Origin of the sequence: Streptomyces sp. NPDC005423 (assembly GCF_040606415.1) — a bacterium.
In the GTDB taxonomy this organism is placed as follows: Bacteria; Actinomycetota; Actinomycetes; order Streptomycetales; family Streptomycetaceae; genus Streptomyces.
The window spans coordinates 296,970-313,036 of the sequence record NZ_JBEXET010000001.1 but is presented as its reverse complement, the minus strand read 5'-3'; the positions used below and the strand labels follow the sequence as shown (position 1 = coordinate 313,036).

The 16,067-nt window shown below is 73.0% G+C and carries 15 protein-coding genes; 13 read left to right on the top strand and 2 right to left on the bottom strand.

Annotation, left to right across the window (positions count from 1 at the left end; translation table 11 throughout):
• Window positions 1-86: 86 nt before the first annotated feature.
• The 5 genes from ABZT12_RS01375 (at window position 87) to ABZT12_RS01355 (ending at window position 5,375) form a co-directional block, all read left to right on the top strand.
• Window positions 87-1,187, top strand: coding sequence for an SRPBCC domain-containing protein (locus tag ABZT12_RS01375; protein ID WP_356375365.1), 1,101 nt, complete (start codon window positions 87-89; stop codon window positions 1,185-1,187).
• Between the two features lie 63 nt (window positions 1,188-1,250).
• Entirely contained in the window at window positions 1,251-2,042 is a 792-nt protein-coding gene (locus ABZT12_RS01370; RefSeq protein WP_356375362.1) for an aldose 1-epimerase, read from the top strand.
• 10 nt (window positions 2,043-2,052) lie between these two features.
• Window positions 2,053-2,601, top strand: coding sequence for an orotate phosphoribosyltransferase (gene pyrE / locus ABZT12_RS01365; RefSeq protein WP_356375358.1), 549 nt, complete (start codon window positions 2,053-2,055; stop codon window positions 2,599-2,601).
• Between the two features lie 189 nt (window positions 2,602-2,790).
• Window positions 2,791-3,813, top strand: a complete 1,023-nt coding sequence (fbaA, locus tag ABZT12_RS01360) for a class II fructose-bisphosphate aldolase (protein WP_356375355.1) — start codon at window positions 2,791-2,793, stop codon at window positions 3,811-3,813.
• 62 nt (window positions 3,814-3,875) lie between these two features.
• A complete protein-coding gene (locus tag ABZT12_RS01355) occupies window positions 3,876-5,375 on the top strand; it encodes an MFS transporter (protein ID WP_356375352.1) in 1,500 nt (499 codons plus the stop codon).
• Between the two features lie 31 nt (window positions 5,376-5,406).
• Here ABZT12_RS01355 and ABZT12_RS01350 read toward each other — a convergent pair whose 3' ends face one another.
• On the bottom strand, window positions 5,407-5,700 hold the full coding sequence (locus ABZT12_RS01350) for a hypothetical protein (RefSeq protein ID WP_356375349.1): 294 nt from the start codon (window positions 5,698-5,700) through the stop codon (window positions 5,407-5,409).
• Window positions 5,701-6,117: 417 nt separating this feature from the next.
• Between ABZT12_RS01350 and ABZT12_RS01345 the strand changes: the two genes are divergently transcribed.
• The 7 genes from ABZT12_RS01345 (at window position 6,118) to ABZT12_RS01315 (ending at window position 13,502) form a co-directional block, all read left to right on the top strand.
• Window positions 6,118-6,531, top strand: coding sequence for a DUF3151 domain-containing protein (locus ABZT12_RS01345; RefSeq protein WP_356375346.1), 414 nt, complete (start codon window positions 6,118-6,120; stop codon window positions 6,529-6,531).
• Window positions 6,532-6,699: 168 nt separating this feature from the next.
• Window positions 6,700-7,539, top strand: coding sequence for a tryptophan 2,3-dioxygenase family protein (locus ABZT12_RS01340; protein ID WP_356375343.1), 840 nt, complete (start codon window positions 6,700-6,702; stop codon window positions 7,537-7,539).
• Window positions 7,532-8,725 (top strand): kynureninase, encoded by a 1,194-nt coding sequence (gene kynU / locus ABZT12_RS01335; RefSeq protein WP_356375340.1) that lies wholly within the window; start codon window positions 7,532-7,534, stop codon window positions 8,723-8,725. Before ABZT12_RS01340 ends, kynU begins: the two co-directional genes overlap by 8 nt.
• Window positions 8,726-8,981: 256 nt before the next feature.
• A complete protein-coding gene (locus ABZT12_RS01330; protein WP_356375337.1) occupies window positions 8,982-9,923 on the top strand; it encodes a prolyl oligopeptidase family serine peptidase in 942 nt (313 codons plus the stop codon).
• A 208-nt stretch (window positions 9,924-10,131) separates the two neighbouring features.
• Window positions 10,132-11,556, top strand: coding sequence for a histidine kinase (locus ABZT12_RS01325; protein ID WP_356376682.1), 1,425 nt, complete (start codon window positions 10,132-10,134; stop codon window positions 11,554-11,556).
• Window positions 11,553-12,227 (top strand): response regulator transcription factor, encoded by a 675-nt coding sequence (locus tag ABZT12_RS01320; protein WP_356375334.1) that lies wholly within the window; start codon window positions 11,553-11,555, stop codon window positions 12,225-12,227. The genes ABZT12_RS01325 and ABZT12_RS01320 overlap by 4 nt, the downstream gene beginning before the upstream one ends.
• Before the next feature lie 57 nt (window positions 12,228-12,284).
• Window positions 12,285-13,502 (top strand): cytochrome P450, encoded by a 1,218-nt coding sequence (locus ABZT12_RS01315; RefSeq protein ID WP_356375331.1) that lies wholly within the window; start codon window positions 12,285-12,287, stop codon window positions 13,500-13,502.
• 73 nt (window positions 13,503-13,575) lie between these two features.
• On the opposite strand, the gene ABZT12_RS01310 is transcribed toward ABZT12_RS01315, so the two are convergent.
• The gene (locus tag ABZT12_RS01310; protein WP_356375328.1) at window positions 13,576-14,472 is read right to left on the bottom strand and encodes a diacylglycerol kinase family protein; all 897 of its coding nucleotides are present in this window, start codon (window positions 14,470-14,472) and stop codon (window positions 13,576-13,578) included.
• Window positions 14,473-14,681: 209 nt separating this feature from the next.
• Between ABZT12_RS01310 and ABZT12_RS01305 the strand changes: the two genes are divergently transcribed.
• On the top strand, window positions 14,682-15,965 hold the full coding sequence (locus ABZT12_RS01305; protein ID WP_356375325.1) for an adenylosuccinate synthase: 1,284 nt from the start codon (window positions 14,682-14,684) through the stop codon (window positions 15,963-15,965).
• Window positions 15,966-16,067: the final 102 nt, after the last annotated feature.

Here is a 16,067-nt window from a genome sequence, read left to right as displayed (position 1 = left end):
CGCGGGTCGGCCCGCCCGACACGGAGGGCGTCCGGTTCCCGGCATCGGGGGTGCGCGTTCGTCTCCCCTGGGTAGGCTCCGCAGACATGGAGCACGAGGTGCACGTTCCGGTTCCCGCCGAGCGACTGCGAGAGGCGCTCGCCGATCCGGCGAGGGTCGCCCGCGCGGTGCCCGGGCTCCAGCAGGACGCGGGCACCGAACCCGTCGCCGGCCGACTGAAGATCCGCGTCGGCAGCCACTCCGTCACCTACCGGGGCTCGGTCCGGGTCGCCGCCCGCGAGGACGGCACGTACAGCGTCGAGGGGGACGCAACCGAGTCACGCGGCGCCGGTTCGGTCGGGCTCGCCCTCACCCTGAGCCTCCGCGGTACCGGCACCGGCTCCACCCTCGTCTTCGGCGGCACGGCCACGGCGGCCGGGCGCATCGCCCAGCTGCCCCCGGCCACGGTGCGGGCGGCGGCCCTGCGCCTGCTCGACCGCTTCGCGCAGAATCTGGGAGCGACGGGGCCGGCCGCGTCCGCGGAGCCGGCCGTTTCCTCCGCGGAACCGCTCGCCGATGACCCGGCCGGGGCCGGGGGCGCCGGGGACACGGGTGACGCCGATGACGCCGACGACACCGCCGGAACCGCCCGAACCGCCGGAACCGCCCGAACCGCCGGAACCGGCGAGTCCGCCGCGCTGGACGCCGTAGAGGCGAAGGCCGACGTATCGGCGGACGACGAAGCCGTGGACGAGGAAGCGCTCAACGACGAAGCCAGGGACGGCGATTCGGTGGACGACGAAGCCGGGGACGGCGATTCGGTGGACGACGAAGCCGGGGAGGACGACTCGGTGGACGACGCATCGCTCGACGGCGACTCGGCGGACGGCGAATCGGGGGACGGCGATTCGGCGGTGGACAAGGAGGCCGACGAGATCCTCATCGCCGAGGGGATCCCCGAGGGGGTCGAGATTCCCGAGGTTCCCGATCTTCCCCAGCCGCCCGCCGAAGCCGCGCACGCCCGCCGCACGATGATCGGGCGCAGCGCGGAGGAGGTCGACCACGCCCCGCCGCGGGGACGGTACGCACCCGTCCCCGCGCCCCAGGCCGTCTCGGTGAACGTGACCCTCCGTTGGGCGGCCCCCGCCGCGGCCCTGGTCGTGGCGGGGGCGATCGTCGTCGGCCGGGTCCTGCGCAAGCGCCACTGAGCGCGTACCCGGAGTGCACCGGTCGTCCTCCTGGTCGGCCGGTCGGCCCAGTAGGGTCAGGGCGTGCGTAACGAAGACATCACGCTGACCGCGGGAGACGCGGAGGTGACCGTGCAGCCGGGCAACGGCGGCCGGATCGGAGGGCTCCGCGTCGGCGGGGCCCAACTGCTGCGCCAGGGCGAGAGGTTCGGGTGCTTCCCGATGGTCCCCTGGTGCGGGCGGATCCGCGACGGACGGTTCCTGGACGGGGTGGCCGTGCACCAGATGCCGCTCAACTCCCCGCCGCACGCCATCCACGGCACCGCCCGCGACGGCGCCTGGCGCGTCGCCCGCCGCACGGCCGACGAGACGGTGATCACGTACGACCTGGTGGCGCCCTGGCCCTTCCCCGGCCGGGTCACCCAGCTCGTCGCGCTGACCGCGGACTCCCTGACCCTGACCATCTCCGTGGAGGCGGCCGAGGACTCCTTCCCGGCCCAGATCGGCTGGCACCCCTGGTTCAACCGGAACCTGGGCGGCGAGGACGCGACGGTCGCCTTCACCCCGGCCTGGCAGGAGGAGCGCGGCGACGACCACCTGCCCACCGGCGAACGCGTCGCCCCCGGGCCCGGCCCCTGGGACGACTGCTTCGGCATGCCGGGCGGCGTCGACGTGACCCTGACCTGGCCCGGACAACTGGAGCTGAGGGTGACCAGCCCGGAGGAGTGGGTCGTGGTCTACGACGAGCAGGAGGCCGCCGTCTGCGTGGAACCGCAGACCGGCCCGCCCAACGGACTGAACACCCTGCCGCGCCTGGTCACACCGATCGACCCCCTGGAGGCCACGACCACCTGGACCTGGCGCGCCCTCCCCTAAGGTGGCCGGTATGAGTGACGTACGCGGAGCGCTGCTGCGGCAGATCAAGGACAAGGCCGTGGTGCACGGCAAGGTGACCCTGTCGTCGGGTCTGGAGGCCGACTACTACGTCGACCTGCGGCGCGTCACCCTCGACGGGGAGGCCGCTCCGCTGGTCGGGCAGGTGCTCCTGGACCTGACCGGCGGCCTGGACTTCGACGCGGTGGGCGGCCTGACCATGGGCGCCGACCCGGTCGCCACGTCCATGCTGCACGCCGCCGCCGCGCGCGGGCAGCGGCTGGACGCCTTCGTCGTCCGCAAGGCCGCGAAGGCGCACGGCATGCAGCGCAGGGTGGAGGGGCCGGAGATCAGGGGCCGCCGGGTGCTCGTCGTCGAGGACACCTCCACCACCGGCGGTTCCCCGCTGGAGGCGGTCGAGGCGGTGCGCGAGGCGGGCGCCGAGGTCGTCGCCGTGGCGACCATCGTGGACCGGGCCACCGGCGCCGCCGAGAAGATCGAGAAGGGCGCGGGTGTCCCGTACCTGTTCGCCTACTCCAAGGACGAACTCGGCCTGGAATAGGACCCGTTCGGGGGCGGTCCGCTCGGCTCCAGCCGGAGTTATCCACAGGCCGAGACGGACTGGACCGAACATCCGGCCAGGTCTGGAAAGATGGGCACGACGATGACGTCGCACCCAAGGTCTAGGTCAGGGCCGTAGTACGTAGAGCACGTAGAGCACGCCAACCCGCACATACCAAGGAGCGGACAGATGCCCATCGCAACCCCCGAGGTCTACAACGAGATGCTCGACCGGGCGAAGGCAGGCAAGTTCGCCTACCCGGCCATCAACGTGACCTCGACCCAGACCCTGCACGCTGCGCTGCGCGGCTTCGCGGAGGCCGAGAGCGACGGCATTGTCCAGATCTCCACGGGTGGTGCCGAGTTCCTGGGTGGCCAGTACAGCAAGGACATGGTCACCGGCTCGGTGGCGCTGGCCGAGTTCGCGCACATCGTCGCCGAGAAGTACCCGGTGACGGTCGCCCTGCACACCGACCACTGCCCCAAGGACAAGCTCGACGGGTACGTGCGCCCGCTGCTCGCCGTCTCCGAGGAGCGCGTCAAGGCCGGCCGCAACCCGCTCTTCCAGTCCCACATGTGGGACGGCTCGGCGGAGACCCTCGCCGACAACCTCGCCGTCGCGCAGGAGCTGCTGGCCCGCGCCGCCGCCGCGAAGATCATCCTTGAGGTGGAGATCACCCCGACCGGCGGCGAGGAGGACGGCGTCTCGCACGAGATCAACGACTCGCTGTACACCACGGTCGACGACGCGTTCCGTACGGTCGAGGCCCTCGGCCTGGGCGAGAAGGGCCGCTACCTGCTGGCCGCCTCGTTCGGCAACGTGCACGGCGTCTACAAGCCGGGCAACGTGGTGCTGCGCCCCGAGCTCCTCAAGGAGCTGAGCGACGGTGTGGCCGCGAAGTACGGCAAGGCGTCCCCCTTCGACTTCGTCTTCCACGGCGGCTCCGGCTCCTCCGAGCAGGAGATCGCCACCGCGCTGGAGAACGGCGTGGTGAAGATGAACCTGGACACCGACACCCAGTACGCCTTCACGCGTCCCATCGCCGACCACGTGCTCAAGAACTACGACGGCGTCCTGAAGGTCGACGGCGAGGTCGGCTCCAAGAAGACATACGACCCGCGTACCTGGGGCAAGCTCGCCGAGGCGTCGATGGCCCAGCGCGTCACCGAGGCCTGCGCCCACCTCCGCTCCACCGGCACGAAGATCAAGTAGTCCGCGGCTTCATCCCAGCAGGCCCGGTGCCACCGCACCGGGCCCGCTGTATACCTGGGGGCATGTCCGACGTCCGGCTCGCCTCGCCCCAGGGCAGATGGATCCTGCTCACCACCGTGCTCGGCTCCAGCATGGCCATGCTGGACTCGACCGTCGTCAACGTCGCGCTGCCGCGCATCGGCCGTGACCTGGGCGCCGGCCTGGGTGCCCTCCAGTGGACGGTCAACGCGTACATGCTCACGCTGGCCGGCCTGATCCTCCTCGGCGGCTCGCTCGGCGACCGCTACGGCCGCCGCAAGGTCTTCGTCGTCGGTGTCGTCTGGTTCGCGTCGGCGTCGCTGCTGTGCGGCCTCGCCCCGAACACCGGTGTGCTCGTCGCCGCCCGCGCCCTCCAGGGCGTCGGCGGCGCGCTCCTCACCCCGGGTTCCCTCGCGCTCATCCAGGCCTCCTTCCACCCCGACGACCGGGCCAGGGCGGTCGGCCTGTGGTCCGGCTTCGGCGGGATCGGCGCGGCCGTCGGCCCGTTCCTCGGCGGCTGGCTGGTGGACGGCCCCGGCTGGCGCTGGGTCTTCCTGCTCAACGTCCCGCTCGCCCTGCTGTGCGCTCCCATCGCCGTACGCCATGTCCCCGAGTCCGACGGCACCTCACCCTCAACAGCCCTTGAGGGCGCAGGAGTTGACCGCCCGCACGCACGTTTCGACGTGCTCGGCGCGGTCCTCGGCGCCGCGGCCCTCGCGCTCGTCACCTACGCCCTGATCGAGGCTCGCGGCGGCTCGTTCCTCGTCCCGCTGACCGCCGTCGCCGGACTGCTCGCGGGCGTGGCCTTCGTCCACGTCGAGAAGCGCCGCCCGGACCCGATGATGCCGCCGGACATCTTCGCGTCCCGCCAGTTCACCGCCGTCAACCTGGTGACCTTCTGCGTCTACGCGGCCTTCGGCGGCTTCTTCTTCCTCACCGCGCTCCAGCTCCAGGTGGTGGCCGGCTACTCCGCCCTCGGCGCCGGTACGGCCCTGCTCCCGACGACCGCCCTCATGCTGCTGTTCTCCGCCCGCTCCGGCTCCCTCGCCCAGCGCATCGGCCCCCGCCTCCCGCTCACCGTCGGCCCCCTGCTCTGCGCCACCGCGATGCTGCTGATGCTGCGGGTCGGGCCCGGGGCGTCGTACCTCACCGACGTGCTGCCCGCCCTGCTGGTCATGGGGTGCGGCATGGTCACCCTGGTGGCACCCCTGACGGCGACGGTCCTCGCCTCCGTGGACACCGCGCGGGCCGGCCTGGCCAGCGGCATCAACAACGCGGCGGCCCGCGCGGCCGGCCTGCTCGCGGTGGCCGCGCTCCCGCTGCTGGCCGGGATGGGCCCCGACGCCTACCGTTCGCCGGCCGCCTTCGACCACGCCTTCGACCGGGCGATGCCGCTGTGCGCCGCGATCCTCGTGGTGGGCGCGGTACTGGCCTGCACGACCGTGCGGCGACCGGCCCCGCAGTCGCCGGACCCCGAGTGCCGCACCCACGGCTGCGTCACGAGTCCTCCGGTGGAACCTCAGCGGCCCCTCGACGCGGGGTGAGCGTATTCGGCGCGGCGCGGCGCGGGGCGGCTCAGCGGGCGCGGGGCGGCTCGGCCTGCCCGGCCCGGCCTGCCCGGCCCGGCGGCGCCCGGCGCGGTTCGGCCTGCGCGGCCTGTTCGGCCTGCGCGGCCTGTTCGGCCTGCTCGGCGCGGCTCGGCGCGGGGCGGCTCGGCCTGCCCGGCCTGGCACGGTTCGGCCTGGCCTGGCCCTGCCCGGCCTGGCACGGTTCGGCCTGGCCTGGCCTGGCCCTGCCCGGCCCGGCCCGGCACGGTTCGGCCTGGCCCGGCCCGGCCCCGGCACGGTTCGGCCCGGTCTGGCCCGGCACGGCCCGGCCTGCGCGGCCCGGCACGGCCCGGCCTGCGCGGCCCGGCACGGCCCGGCCTGCGCGGCCCGGCACGGCCCGGCCCGGCGCGGCCCGGCCCGGCGCGGCCTGCGCGGTCCGGCGCGGTCCGGCGCGGTCCGGTCCGGCCCGGCCCGGCGTGGCCTGCGTGGCGCGGCTCGGCCTGCGCGGATGGGCGCGGTCCGGTCCGGCGCGAGCCGGACCGGACCGCTCCGGCGCGAGCCGCGCCGCTCAGCCCGGCGGGCGTGGCTACAGCCCGTCCCGCGTTCGAGGACGAGGCCGTCCAGGCCGGTGTGTGGGGGTGTGGGGGCGGCAGCCCCCGGAATGCGCCCACACCCACACCGGCCGCGCGCATGAGTCTCGGCTAACCCCCGGCGGGTCCCGTGCCGCAGACTGGAGCCCATGACGATTCACGAGAACCTCCTCGGGGGACCGCCCCCCACCCATCTCCCCGACGACCCGGAGCCGCGCGAGCTGCTCGCCAACGGCACGCCGTCGGCCGAGGTCGCCGCCAAGTACCCGACGTCCTCGCTGGCCTGGGCCCAGCTCGCCGACGAGGCGTTCGAGCGGGGGAGCGTGGTGGAGTCGTACGCCTACGCCCGTACCGGTTACCACCGGGGCCTGGACTCCCTGCGCCGCAGCGGCTGGAAGGGCCACGGGCCGGTGCCGTGGGAGCACGAGCCGAACCGCGGCTTCCTGCGCGCCCTGCACGCCCTCGCCCGCGCCGCGCAGGCGATCGGCGAGCAGGAGGAGTACGAGCGCTGCAGCCAGTTCCTGAAGGACTCCTCGCCCGCCGCCGCCCGGACGCTCGGCTAGCGGAGGCCCCCGGCAGGGAAGGGCATCGACGCAGGTCCGCCCGGTGTGACCAGGCGGACCTTGCGCCGATGGGGGACGATTGCGGAGGATGCCCGGTGGGGACCGGGGCCCCCGTGTCGGTAACGGCAGGGGCGGACCGCTACCCGGAGTACGCATCAGGAGACAGCGATGTCCCAGCAGGCTCAGGAGACTCAGGAGCCCGAGGCCCCGCATCTCGACTTCCAGGGGACGACGCCCTACGAGGACTACGTCCAGGCGGACGTCCTCACCCACCTCCAGCACACCCGCTCCGACGACCCCGGAGAGATGGTCTTCCTCGTCACCACCCAGGTGATGGAGCTGTGGTTCACGGTCATCGTCCACGAGTGGGAGACCGCGGCGCGCGCCCTGCGCGAGGACCGGGTGCCGGTCGCGGTCGACGCGCTGAAGCGGTCGGTACGGGAACTGGAGGCGCTCAACGCCTCCTGGAAGCCGCTCGGCCAGCTCACACCGGCCCAGTTCAACTCCTACCGCGGCGCCCTCGGCGAGGGCTCCGGCTTCCAGTCGGCGATGTACCGCCGTATGGAGTTCCTGCTCGGCGACAAGTCCGCCTCCATGCTCGTACCGCACCGGGGCGCTCCCCGCGTCCACGCCGAGCTGGAGAAGGCGCTGCACGAACCCAGCCTCTACGACGAGGTGTTGAGGCTTCTCGACCGGCGCGGGCACGCGGTCCCCGAGGCGGTCCTCGGGCGGGACGTGTCGCTGCGCTACGAGCCCTCGGACGAGGTCGAGCAGGTGTGGACCGACCTCTACTCCGGTGACCCGGGTGAGGAACTCGCCCGTCTCGGCGAGGCGTTGACCGATGTCGCCGAGCTGGTGTGGCGATGGCGCAACGACCATCTCGTCGCCACCCGGCGGGCGATGGGCTCGAAGACCGGCACGGGCGGTTCCGCCGGGGTGGCCTGGCTGGAGAAGCGCACGCGGAAGAACGTCTTCCCCGAGCTGTGGACGGCGAGGTCCCATGTCTGAGCTGGGCATGCGCGCGGAGAAGCTGGACGCCGCGGACGAACTGGCCTTCGTGCGCGAGAAGTTCGTTCTCGACGACACCGTGTACCTGGACGGGAACTCGCTCGGCGCCCTGCCGGCCGGCGTGCCGGGCCGGGTCGAGGACGTGGTCCGCCGGCAGTGGGGCGAACTGCGCATCCGGTCCTGGGAGGAGAGCGGCTGGTGGACCGCGCCGGAGCGGATCGGTGACCTGATCGCTCCGCTGGTGGGAGCGGCTCCCGGCCGGATCGTCGTAGGCGACTCCACAAGTGTCAACGTCTTCAAGGCGGTTGTCGGAGCGGTCCGGCTGGCGCGGCTCGCCGACCCCGGCCGGGACGAGATCGTGGTCGACGCGGCGACCTTCCCCACCGACGGCTACATCGCCGAGTCGGCGGCCCGGATGACCACCTGCGCGCTGCGACCGGTCACTTCGGACCAGGTGCCGGGTGCGCTCGGCGCGCGGACGGCGGCGGTGCTCCTCAACCACGTGGACTACCGCACCGGCCGGCTGCACGACCTGCCCGCGCTCACCGCCGCCGTCCACGCGGCGGGCGCGGTCGTCGTGTGGGACCTGTGCCACAGCGCGGGCGCCCTGCCCGTCGGACTCGACCGGCACGGGGTGGACCTCGCGGTCGGCTGCACCTACAAGTACCTGAACGGCGGCCCGGGTTCACCGGCGTACCTGTACGTGCGCGGCGACCACCAGGACCGTTTCGACTCCCCGCTGCCCGGCTGGAACTCGCACGCCGACCCCTTCGGTATGCGCTCCGACTACGAACCCGCCGAGGGCGCCCCGCGCGGCCGGGTCGGCACGCCGGACATCCTCTCCATGCTCGCCCTCGAAGCCGCCCTGGAGGTGTGGGACGGCGTACCGGTCGAGTCGGTCCGCGCCAAGTCCCTGGCCCTGACGGACTTCTTCCTGGAGTGCGTGACCGCCTACGTTTCCGAGGGCCGCGTCGAGTCGGTGACACCGGTGGCCCACGCGGAGCGCGGCAGCCAGGTCGCGCTGCGCTGCCCGGACGCCGGCGAGGTGATGAAGCGGCTGATCGCGCGCGGCGTGGTCGGCGACTTCCGGTACCCGGACATCCTGCGCTTCGGATTCACGCCGCTCTACGTCGGGTTCGGCGAGGTGGAGCGGGCGGCCCGGGTGCTGGGCGAACTGCTCGGATAGGACGGGTACCCCCTCGCGGGCGCGACCGGGTACCCCTCACGGGCGCGACGCGTTGTCCGCACACCGGGCTTGCGGGCAGCGCGTCGGGTGGGCGGGGACCGCGGCGCCGCCCTTACTCACCGAGCGTGAGATCCGCGTCTCCGCGCACGTCACCGGCCTGATAGCGTCCCGGCCACAGGCCGAATCCCTTACTGGTTCCCCTAGTTCGCGATTCCGCCCGTCCCCGTTCCGTATCCCGTCGCTGAGAGGCTGGAGCATGCCGGACGACGGCGCACGTGCCGCCGCAGAAGAGGAGTCGGCGTTCTCGCACCCCGCCGTCGACCCCGACAGCACCGCCGCGTACGGCGACCACCCCGACCAGGTGATCGACTTCTACGCCCCGCGCGGCGAGGACCGGCGCGGCGGGGCCGTACCGCTGGTCGTCGTGGTGCACGGCGGTGCCTGGCGGGCCCCGTACGACCGGCGGCACATCACGCCGTTCGCGGACTTCCTGGCCCGCCGGGGCTTCGCCGTGGCCAACGTGGAGTACCGGCGCGGGGCGGCGCCCTCCCCGGCGGGGGCCGCGATTCCCGGGCGGAGCACGGGAGCCGGGCAGGCGCACGACGGGTTCGCCGAGCCGGACGGCCCGGGTCCGGTGGCCGGACGGTGGCCCGACACCTTCGACGACATCGCGGCGGCCCTCGACGCCCTTCCCTCGCTCGTACGCGAGGCGCTCCCGCAGGCCGACGCCCACCGCACGGTGATCACCGGGCACTCGGCGGGCGGCCAGCTGGCGCTGTGGGCGGCGGCCCGGCATCTCCTGCCCAAGGACGCCCCCTGGCGCACGGACGGCCCCGCCGCGCTGCGCGGTGTGGTCGCCCTGGCCCCGATCGCCGACTTCACGGTCGCGGGGCGGCTCGGCGTGTGCGGCGGAGCGGCCCGCCAACTCCTGGGCGGGGAATCCGAGTTCACCGAACGGCAGCCGTACGCGGACCCGGCGCTCCTGCTGCCCACCGGCATCGCGACCACCCTGGTCCAGGGCCGCGCGGACACCGTCGTTCCCGAGGCCGTCGCCGAGTCCTACGCGGACGCCGCGGCGCGGGCCGGCGAGGTGGTGGGCCTGACCCTGCTGGCGGACGTAGGCCACTTCCCGCTGATCGATCCGGCGGCGGACGCGTGCGCGGTGGTGGCCGAGGAGATCGCCCAGCTGGCGTGGTGAGCGAGCGTCCAGCCGGCGTGGTGAGCGCGCCCCGGCCGGATGGGCGAGCGCCCGGCCGGCCGGGTGAGCCGGCCCGGGGGCGCGTCCCGGTGGTACCCGTAGTACCTGAGAGGGAGTCGGCAGGACCCTTCTCACAGGTGACGACGGGGCAGCCGCCCCGGCCTACCGTTCGAATGTGACCGATACGACCCAGACCCAGACGCAGACGATGCCCCCGGACGGTGCCCACGAGGCGCGCGGCCCGGAGTTCCGGCTGGCCGCGGGCGCCCTGCGCGGGCTGCGGCAGGACCTGTTCCGCGACGCGTTCGCCTACCGCCCGATGCCCCGCATGGCCGTCGACGGCCGGATCACCGGGCGGCTGAACGGCCGCGCGCGGGAGTACGCGTCGTGGACCCCGCACGCCCTGGTGGTGGCGGCCGGCGTCCTGGCGATGCTCATCACCTGGTGGGACGGCGGCGACGGCGCGGGCTCCCCGGTGAGCGCCTTCCTCACCCTGCTGCCGGTCCTGATGACGCTGGTCCGCCCGGCGGGAGCGTTCTGGCTCTCCCTCGGCTCGACCGCCCTCTGCTCCGCGCTGGGTTCGGCGTGGGGGGAGTGGCCCTGGCTGCCCGGGAGTTTCCTCGCCCACCTGGTGGTCCTCACGGTCGTCGCGCTCCGCACCCGGCCGCGCACGGCGGCGTGGATGTGGGTACTGACCGCGCTCTACGGCTTCCTCGCCGAAGGGGTCTGGGGCCACTACGACGCCAACAGCGGCCCGATGCTGGTGGTCTCCGCGCTGCTGCTGCTGGGCGTCACGGTCCGGCACATCCGGCGGCAGGCGCAGCAGGAGGTGACCGCGCAGCAGACGGTGACCGCGCACGAGCGTTCCCGGCGCACGCTGCTGGAGGAGCGCACGACGATCGCCCGAGAGCTGCACGACGTGGTGGCCCACCACATGTCGGTCGTCGCCATCCAGGCGGAGGCCGCGCCCTACCGGGTGGAGAACCCGCCGCCGGAGCTGGAACGCGCCTTCGTCACGATCAGGGAGAACGCGGTGGCGGCCCTCACCGAGCTGCGCCGCGTCCTCGGTGTGGTCCGCGCGGAGGACTACGAGGCGCCGGACGCCCCCCAGCCCACGCTCGCCGACATCGACGCGCTGCTCGCCAACGTGCGGGACGCCGGCCTGAGAGTGGAGAAGGCGGTGACCGGCGCGGTGCGCGAACTCCCGCAGGGCGTCGAGCTGTCGGCGTACCGGATGGTCCAGGAGGCGCTGAGCAACACCCTGCGGCATGCGCCCGGCGCGAGCGCCCGGGTGGAGATCGCTTACGTCCTGGGCGGGCTGGGGCTGCGGATGGTCAACGGCCCGGCACCCGAGCCGAGCCTGGTGAAGCCCTCGCCCGGCGCGGGCCACGGCATCACCGGGATGCGGGAGCGGGTCTCCATGCTGGACGGCGAGATGACGGTCGGCCCGACGGGCGAGGGGGGTTACGAGGTGGCGGTGTTCCTGCCGGTGGCCTCGGTGCCGGAACCGGCGGACGCCCGCCCCGGACGCACCGTCGCACCCGTCGCACCCGGCGCGGGTGGCGGCGGGGGCAACGGCGGCCGCGGGGGCCGCGACGGACACATCGGCGACGACGGCAAGGACAGGGCATGACGACCCGCACGATCCGTGTACTGATCGCGGACGACCAGATGATGGTGCGCGAGGGCTTCTCGGTCCTGCTGGGCGCGATGCCGGACATCGAGGTGGTCGGCGAGGCGGTGAACGGACGCGAGGCGGTCGAGCGGGTGCGCGAACTGGCCCCGGACGTCGTCCTGATGGACATCCGGATGCCCGAACTGAACGGCATCGAGGCGACCCGGGAGATCGTCGCGGCGAACGGTTCGGCGAAGGTACTGGTCCTCACCACGTTCGACCTGGACGAGTACGTGTACCAGGCGCTGCGGGCGGGCGCCTCCGGCTTCCTCCTCAAGGACGCCTCGGCCCGCCAACTCGCCGACGGGGTCAGGGTGGTGGCGTCCGGCGAGGCGCTGCTCGCCCCCTCCGTCACCAAGCGCCTGATCAAGGAGTTCGCGAAACTCTCCGAGACCCCGCGCCTCACCCCCGTCGCGCACGCGGCCTACGGCGACCTGACCGAGCGCGAGACGGAGGTACTGGTCCTCATCGCCCAGGGCCTGTCGAACGCGGAGATCGCCGAGCGTCTGGTGGTCGCCGAGTCGACGATCAAGACCCATGTCAGCCGGATCCTGGTGAAGCTGGGGCTGCGGGATCGCACCCAGGCGGCGGTGTTCGCGTACGAGGCGCGGTTGGTGACGCCGGGCTGAGACCGGGTGAGCGGGGACACCCTGGTCAGGAGCCCGGCCGGCGGATAACGTCCGGTCATGGCAGCTGCTGACGACCTCGTCTTCGACCCCTGGGACCCCCGCTTCGTCTCCGACCCGTACCCGGCCTACGCCGGGCTGCGGGAGCGGGGCCGGGTCGTGTACTACGAGCCGACCGACCAGTGGCTCGTGCCGCACCACGCGGACGTGTCGGCGCTGCTGCGCGACCGCCGGCTGGGCCGCACCTACCAGCACCGGTTCACCCACGAGGAGTTCGGCCGTACGGCGCCGCCGCCGGAGCACGAGCCGTTCCGCACGCTCAACGACCACGGGATGCTCGACCTCGAACCGCCGGACCACACCCGGATCCGGCGTCTGGTGTCGAAGGCGTTCACCCCGCGCACGGTGGAGCAACTCAAGCCGTACGTAGAGAAGTTGGCCGGCGATCTGGTGGACGGGCTGGTGGCGCGGGGCGGCGGCGATCTGCTCACTGAGGTCGCCGAGCCGCTGCCCGTCGCGGTGATCGCCGAGATGCTCGGCATCCCGGAGTCGGACCGCGCCCCGCTGCGGCCCTGGTCCGCCGACATCTGCGGGATGTACGAGCTGAGCCCGTCCGCGGAGACGGCGGCGCGGGCGGTCCGCGCGTCGGTGGAGTTCTCCGACTACCTCCGCGAACTCATCGCCGCCCGCCGCAAGGAGCCCGGCGACGACCTGATGTCCGGCCTCATCGCGGCCCACGACGAGGAGGACCGGCTCACCGAGCAGGAGATGATCTCCACCGCCGTACTGCTGCTGAACGCGGGCCACGAGGCGACCGTCAACGCCACGGTCAACGGCTGGTGGGCCCTGTTCCGCAACCCCGGCCAGCTGGCCGCCCTCCGCGCCGACCACTCGCTGGTCCCCTCCGCCGTCGAGGAGCTGATGCGCTACGACACTCCCCTCCAGCTCTTCGAACGGTGGGTGCTCGACGACATCGAGATCGACGGCACGACCGTGCCCCGGGGTGCCGAGATCGCCATGCTCTTCGGCTCCGCCAACCACGACCCGGCCGTCTTCCCGCACCCGGACCGGCTCGACCTCGCCCGCGCCGACAACCCGCACATCTCCTTCAGCGCGGGTATCCACTACTGCATCGGCGCCCCGCTGGCCCGTATCGAACTCGCCGCGTCGATGACGGCCCTGCTGGAGAGAGCCCCGGCCCTCGGCCTGGCGGAGGAGCCGACGCGGAAGCCGAACTTCGTGATCCGGGGGCTGGAGGGGCTGAGCGTCACGCTCTGACCGCACCGGCCGCGGACTCAGGCGGTCACTGAGACGGTCGACCCGGTGCTCATCTGGGTGCTCATCCCGGTGCTCACTTCGGCGGCGGCAAGGTGAGCCCCCACGCTCCCTGCCGGACCACCCACGTCCGGGTCCGTACCGGTCCCGCCACCGCCGTGTCCGCCCGGTAACGGAAGTCCGCCCCCGAGACGGTGACCGTCCGCCCGCTCGCGCGCAGCGGTGACGCCTCCGCCCCCACCGAGGCCGGCCGCACCTCCACCTCCGCGAGCCCCGAAGCCCCCGGTACGACGCGGATCCCCGCCACCGGCTGGTCGAGGTCGACCAGCGTCACCCCGTCCACCTCGACCCGCAGCCGGGCCGGACCGGGCCGGGGCACGGAGGAGAGGGGCTGCCGGTGCGGGCGGGCGGGCACCAGGGTCCGTACGAGCGACTGGTAGGTGCGCAGCCAGGGATGGTCGGCCAGCCACGGATGGCCCGCCCCGGACGACGACGTCACCGGTTCCACCCGCGGAGCCCGCGCCGGGGGGGCCGGCGGTATCCGGAGCGCCCCCAGCACCACCCCGTCGCTGTCGTCCACCAGCAGGTCCAGCCGTCGTACGGCTCCGTCCAGGACCGTCCGAGCCGCCGCCACCGCGTCCGTGGGCACGCCCAGGGCGCGCGCCAGGGTCAGCGCGCCCCCCACCGGAACCATGGACAGCGCACATTCGGCCAGTTCCCGCCGCCGGTGCAGCAGCGACACGGCCCGCAGCAGCGCCCGGTCGTCGCCGATGACCACCGGCCGGCGCGAGCCCCGCCGCGCCAGCGCGCGGGCGAACTCCTCGGGCCCCTCCGGAAGGCACACCTTCGTCGCGGCACCCGCGCTGAGCACGTCTTTCGCGATACGGACGGACTCCCCATCGGTGTGCCGGGCGACCGGATCGATGACGACCAGCAGCTGATCGTGAGTCGCGAAAGTCGCCACCTCGGCCATGCCTCGCTTCCTCGGGTAACATCTTTGTGCAAGAGCCCCTTGCGCCATTGCGCCAGGGGCTTCGTCTATTCCGGGGCATCCGGGTCCGACGGGTTCGCGGCCGACGACGGCCGACGGCGGCCGACGAGGGTCGCCGGTGTACGAGGCGCACGCCGTGCCGCGTACGCCCCTGACCTTGGACATGCCCCGCCCGGAAGGGGTGTACGCGCGTGCCCGCACTTGTGCTGCTCGGTGCTCAGTGGGGTGACGAAGGCAAGGGAAAGGCCACCGACCTGCTCGGTGGTTCGGTGGATTATGTGGTGCGCTACCAGGGCGGCAACAACGCCGGCCACACGGTAGTCGTGGGCGATCAGAAGTACGCCCTCCACCTCCTCCCTTCCGGGATCCTCACACCGGAGTGCACTCCGGTCATCGGAAACGGTGTCGTTGTCGACCCGTCGGTCCTGTTCTCCGAGCTGAACGGGCTGAACGAGCGCGGCGTCGACACGTCCAAGCTCCTGATCAGCGGCAACGCCCACATCATCACGCCGTACAACGTGACTGTGGACAAGGTGACCGAACGCTTCCTCGGCAAGCGGAAGATCGGCACCACCGGCCGCGGCATCGGCCCGACCTACGCGGACAAGATCAACCGCGTCGGTATCCGCGTCCAGGACCTCTACGACGAGTCGATCCTCACCCAGAAGGTCGAGGCGGCGCTCGACGCCAAGAACCAGATGCTCACCAAGCTCTACAACCGTCGCGCCATCGCGGTCGACCAGGTCGTCGAGGAGCTGCTGGGCTACGCGGACCGGCTCCAGCCGTACGTCGCCGACACGGTCCTGGTGCTCAACCAGGCGCTCGACCAGGACAAGGTGGTCCTCTTCGAGGGCGGCCAGGGCACGCTGCTCGACATCGACCACGGCACGTATCCCTTCGTCACGTCGTCCAACCCGACCGCGGGCGGCGCCTGCACGGGCGCCGGCGTCGGCCCGACGAAGATCAGCCGGGTCATCGGCATCCTGAAGGCGTACACCACCCGGGTCGGCTCCGGTCCCTTCCCGACCGAACTCTTCGACGAGGACGGCGAGGCGCTGCGCCGGATCGGCGGCGAGCGCGGGGTGACCACCGGGCGCGACCGGCGCTGCGGCTGGTTCGACGCGGTCATCGCCCGCTACGCGACCCGCGTGAACGGCCTGACCGACTTCTTCCTCACCAAGCTCGACGTCCTCACCGGCTGGGAGCAGATCCCGGTCTGCGTGGCGTACGAGATCGACGGCCGGCGCGTCGAGGAACTCCCGTACTCGCAGAGCGACTTCCACCACGCGAAGCCGGTCTACGAGAACCTGCCCGGCTGGAGCGAGGACATCACGAAGGCCAAGACCTTCGCCGACCTCCCCAAGAACGCGCAGGCGTACGTGAAGGCCCTGGAGGAGATGTCGGGCGCCCCGATCTCCGCGATCGGCGTGGGCCCGGGCCGCACCGAGACGATCGAGATCAACTCGTTCATCTAGCGTTTCCCGCACGGTAATTCAGCGCCCCCGGCGTGGCTTCGGCCGCTCCGGGGGCGTTGTCGTGCCATACCCATCCTTGACCCGGACATGGGTATTTACTGG

What these genes read in the sequence shown, in the direction of transcription:
- ABZT12_RS01320 (WP_356375334.1), top strand. Translation starts at nt 11,553, where the DNA reads ATGACGACCCGCACGATCCGTGTACTGATCGCGGACGACCAGATGATG.
- ABZT12_RS01375 (WP_356375365.1), top strand. Translation starts at nt 87, where the DNA reads ATGGAGCACGAGGTGCACGTTCCGGTTCCCGCCGAGCGACTGCGAGAG.
- ABZT12_RS01315 (WP_356375331.1), top strand. Translation starts at nt 12,285, where the DNA reads ATGGCAGCTGCTGACGACCTCGTCTTCGACCCCTGGGACCCCCGCTTC.
- ABZT12_RS01330 (WP_356375337.1), top strand. Translation starts at nt 8,982, where the DNA reads ATGCCGGACGACGGCGCACGTGCCGCCGCAGAAGAGGAGTCGGCGTTC.
- pyrE (WP_356375358.1), top strand. Translation starts at nt 2,053, where the DNA reads ATGAGTGACGTACGCGGAGCGCTGCTGCGGCAGATCAAGGACAAGGCC.
- ABZT12_RS01340 (WP_356375343.1), top strand. Translation starts at nt 6,700, where the DNA reads ATGTCCCAGCAGGCTCAGGAGACTCAGGAGCCCGAGGCCCCGCATCTC.
- ABZT12_RS01310 (WP_356375328.1), bottom strand. Translation starts at nt 14,472, where the DNA reads ATGGCCGAGGTGGCGACTTTCGCGACTCACGATCAGCTGCTGGTCGTC.
- fbaA (WP_356375355.1), top strand. Translation starts at nt 2,791, where the DNA reads ATGCCCATCGCAACCCCCGAGGTCTACAACGAGATGCTCGACCGGGCG.
- kynU (WP_356375340.1), top strand. Translation starts at nt 7,532, where the DNA reads ATGTCTGAGCTGGGCATGCGCGCGGAGAAGCTGGACGCCGCGGACGAA.
- ABZT12_RS01355 (WP_356375352.1), top strand. Translation starts at nt 3,876, where the DNA reads ATGTCCGACGTCCGGCTCGCCTCGCCCCAGGGCAGATGGATCCTGCTC.
- ABZT12_RS01345 (WP_356375346.1), top strand. Translation starts at nt 6,118, where the DNA reads ATGACGATTCACGAGAACCTCCTCGGGGGACCGCCCCCCACCCATCTC.
- ABZT12_RS01325 (WP_356376682.1), top strand. Translation starts at nt 10,132, where the DNA reads ATGCCCCCGGACGGTGCCCACGAGGCGCGCGGCCCGGAGTTCCGGCTG.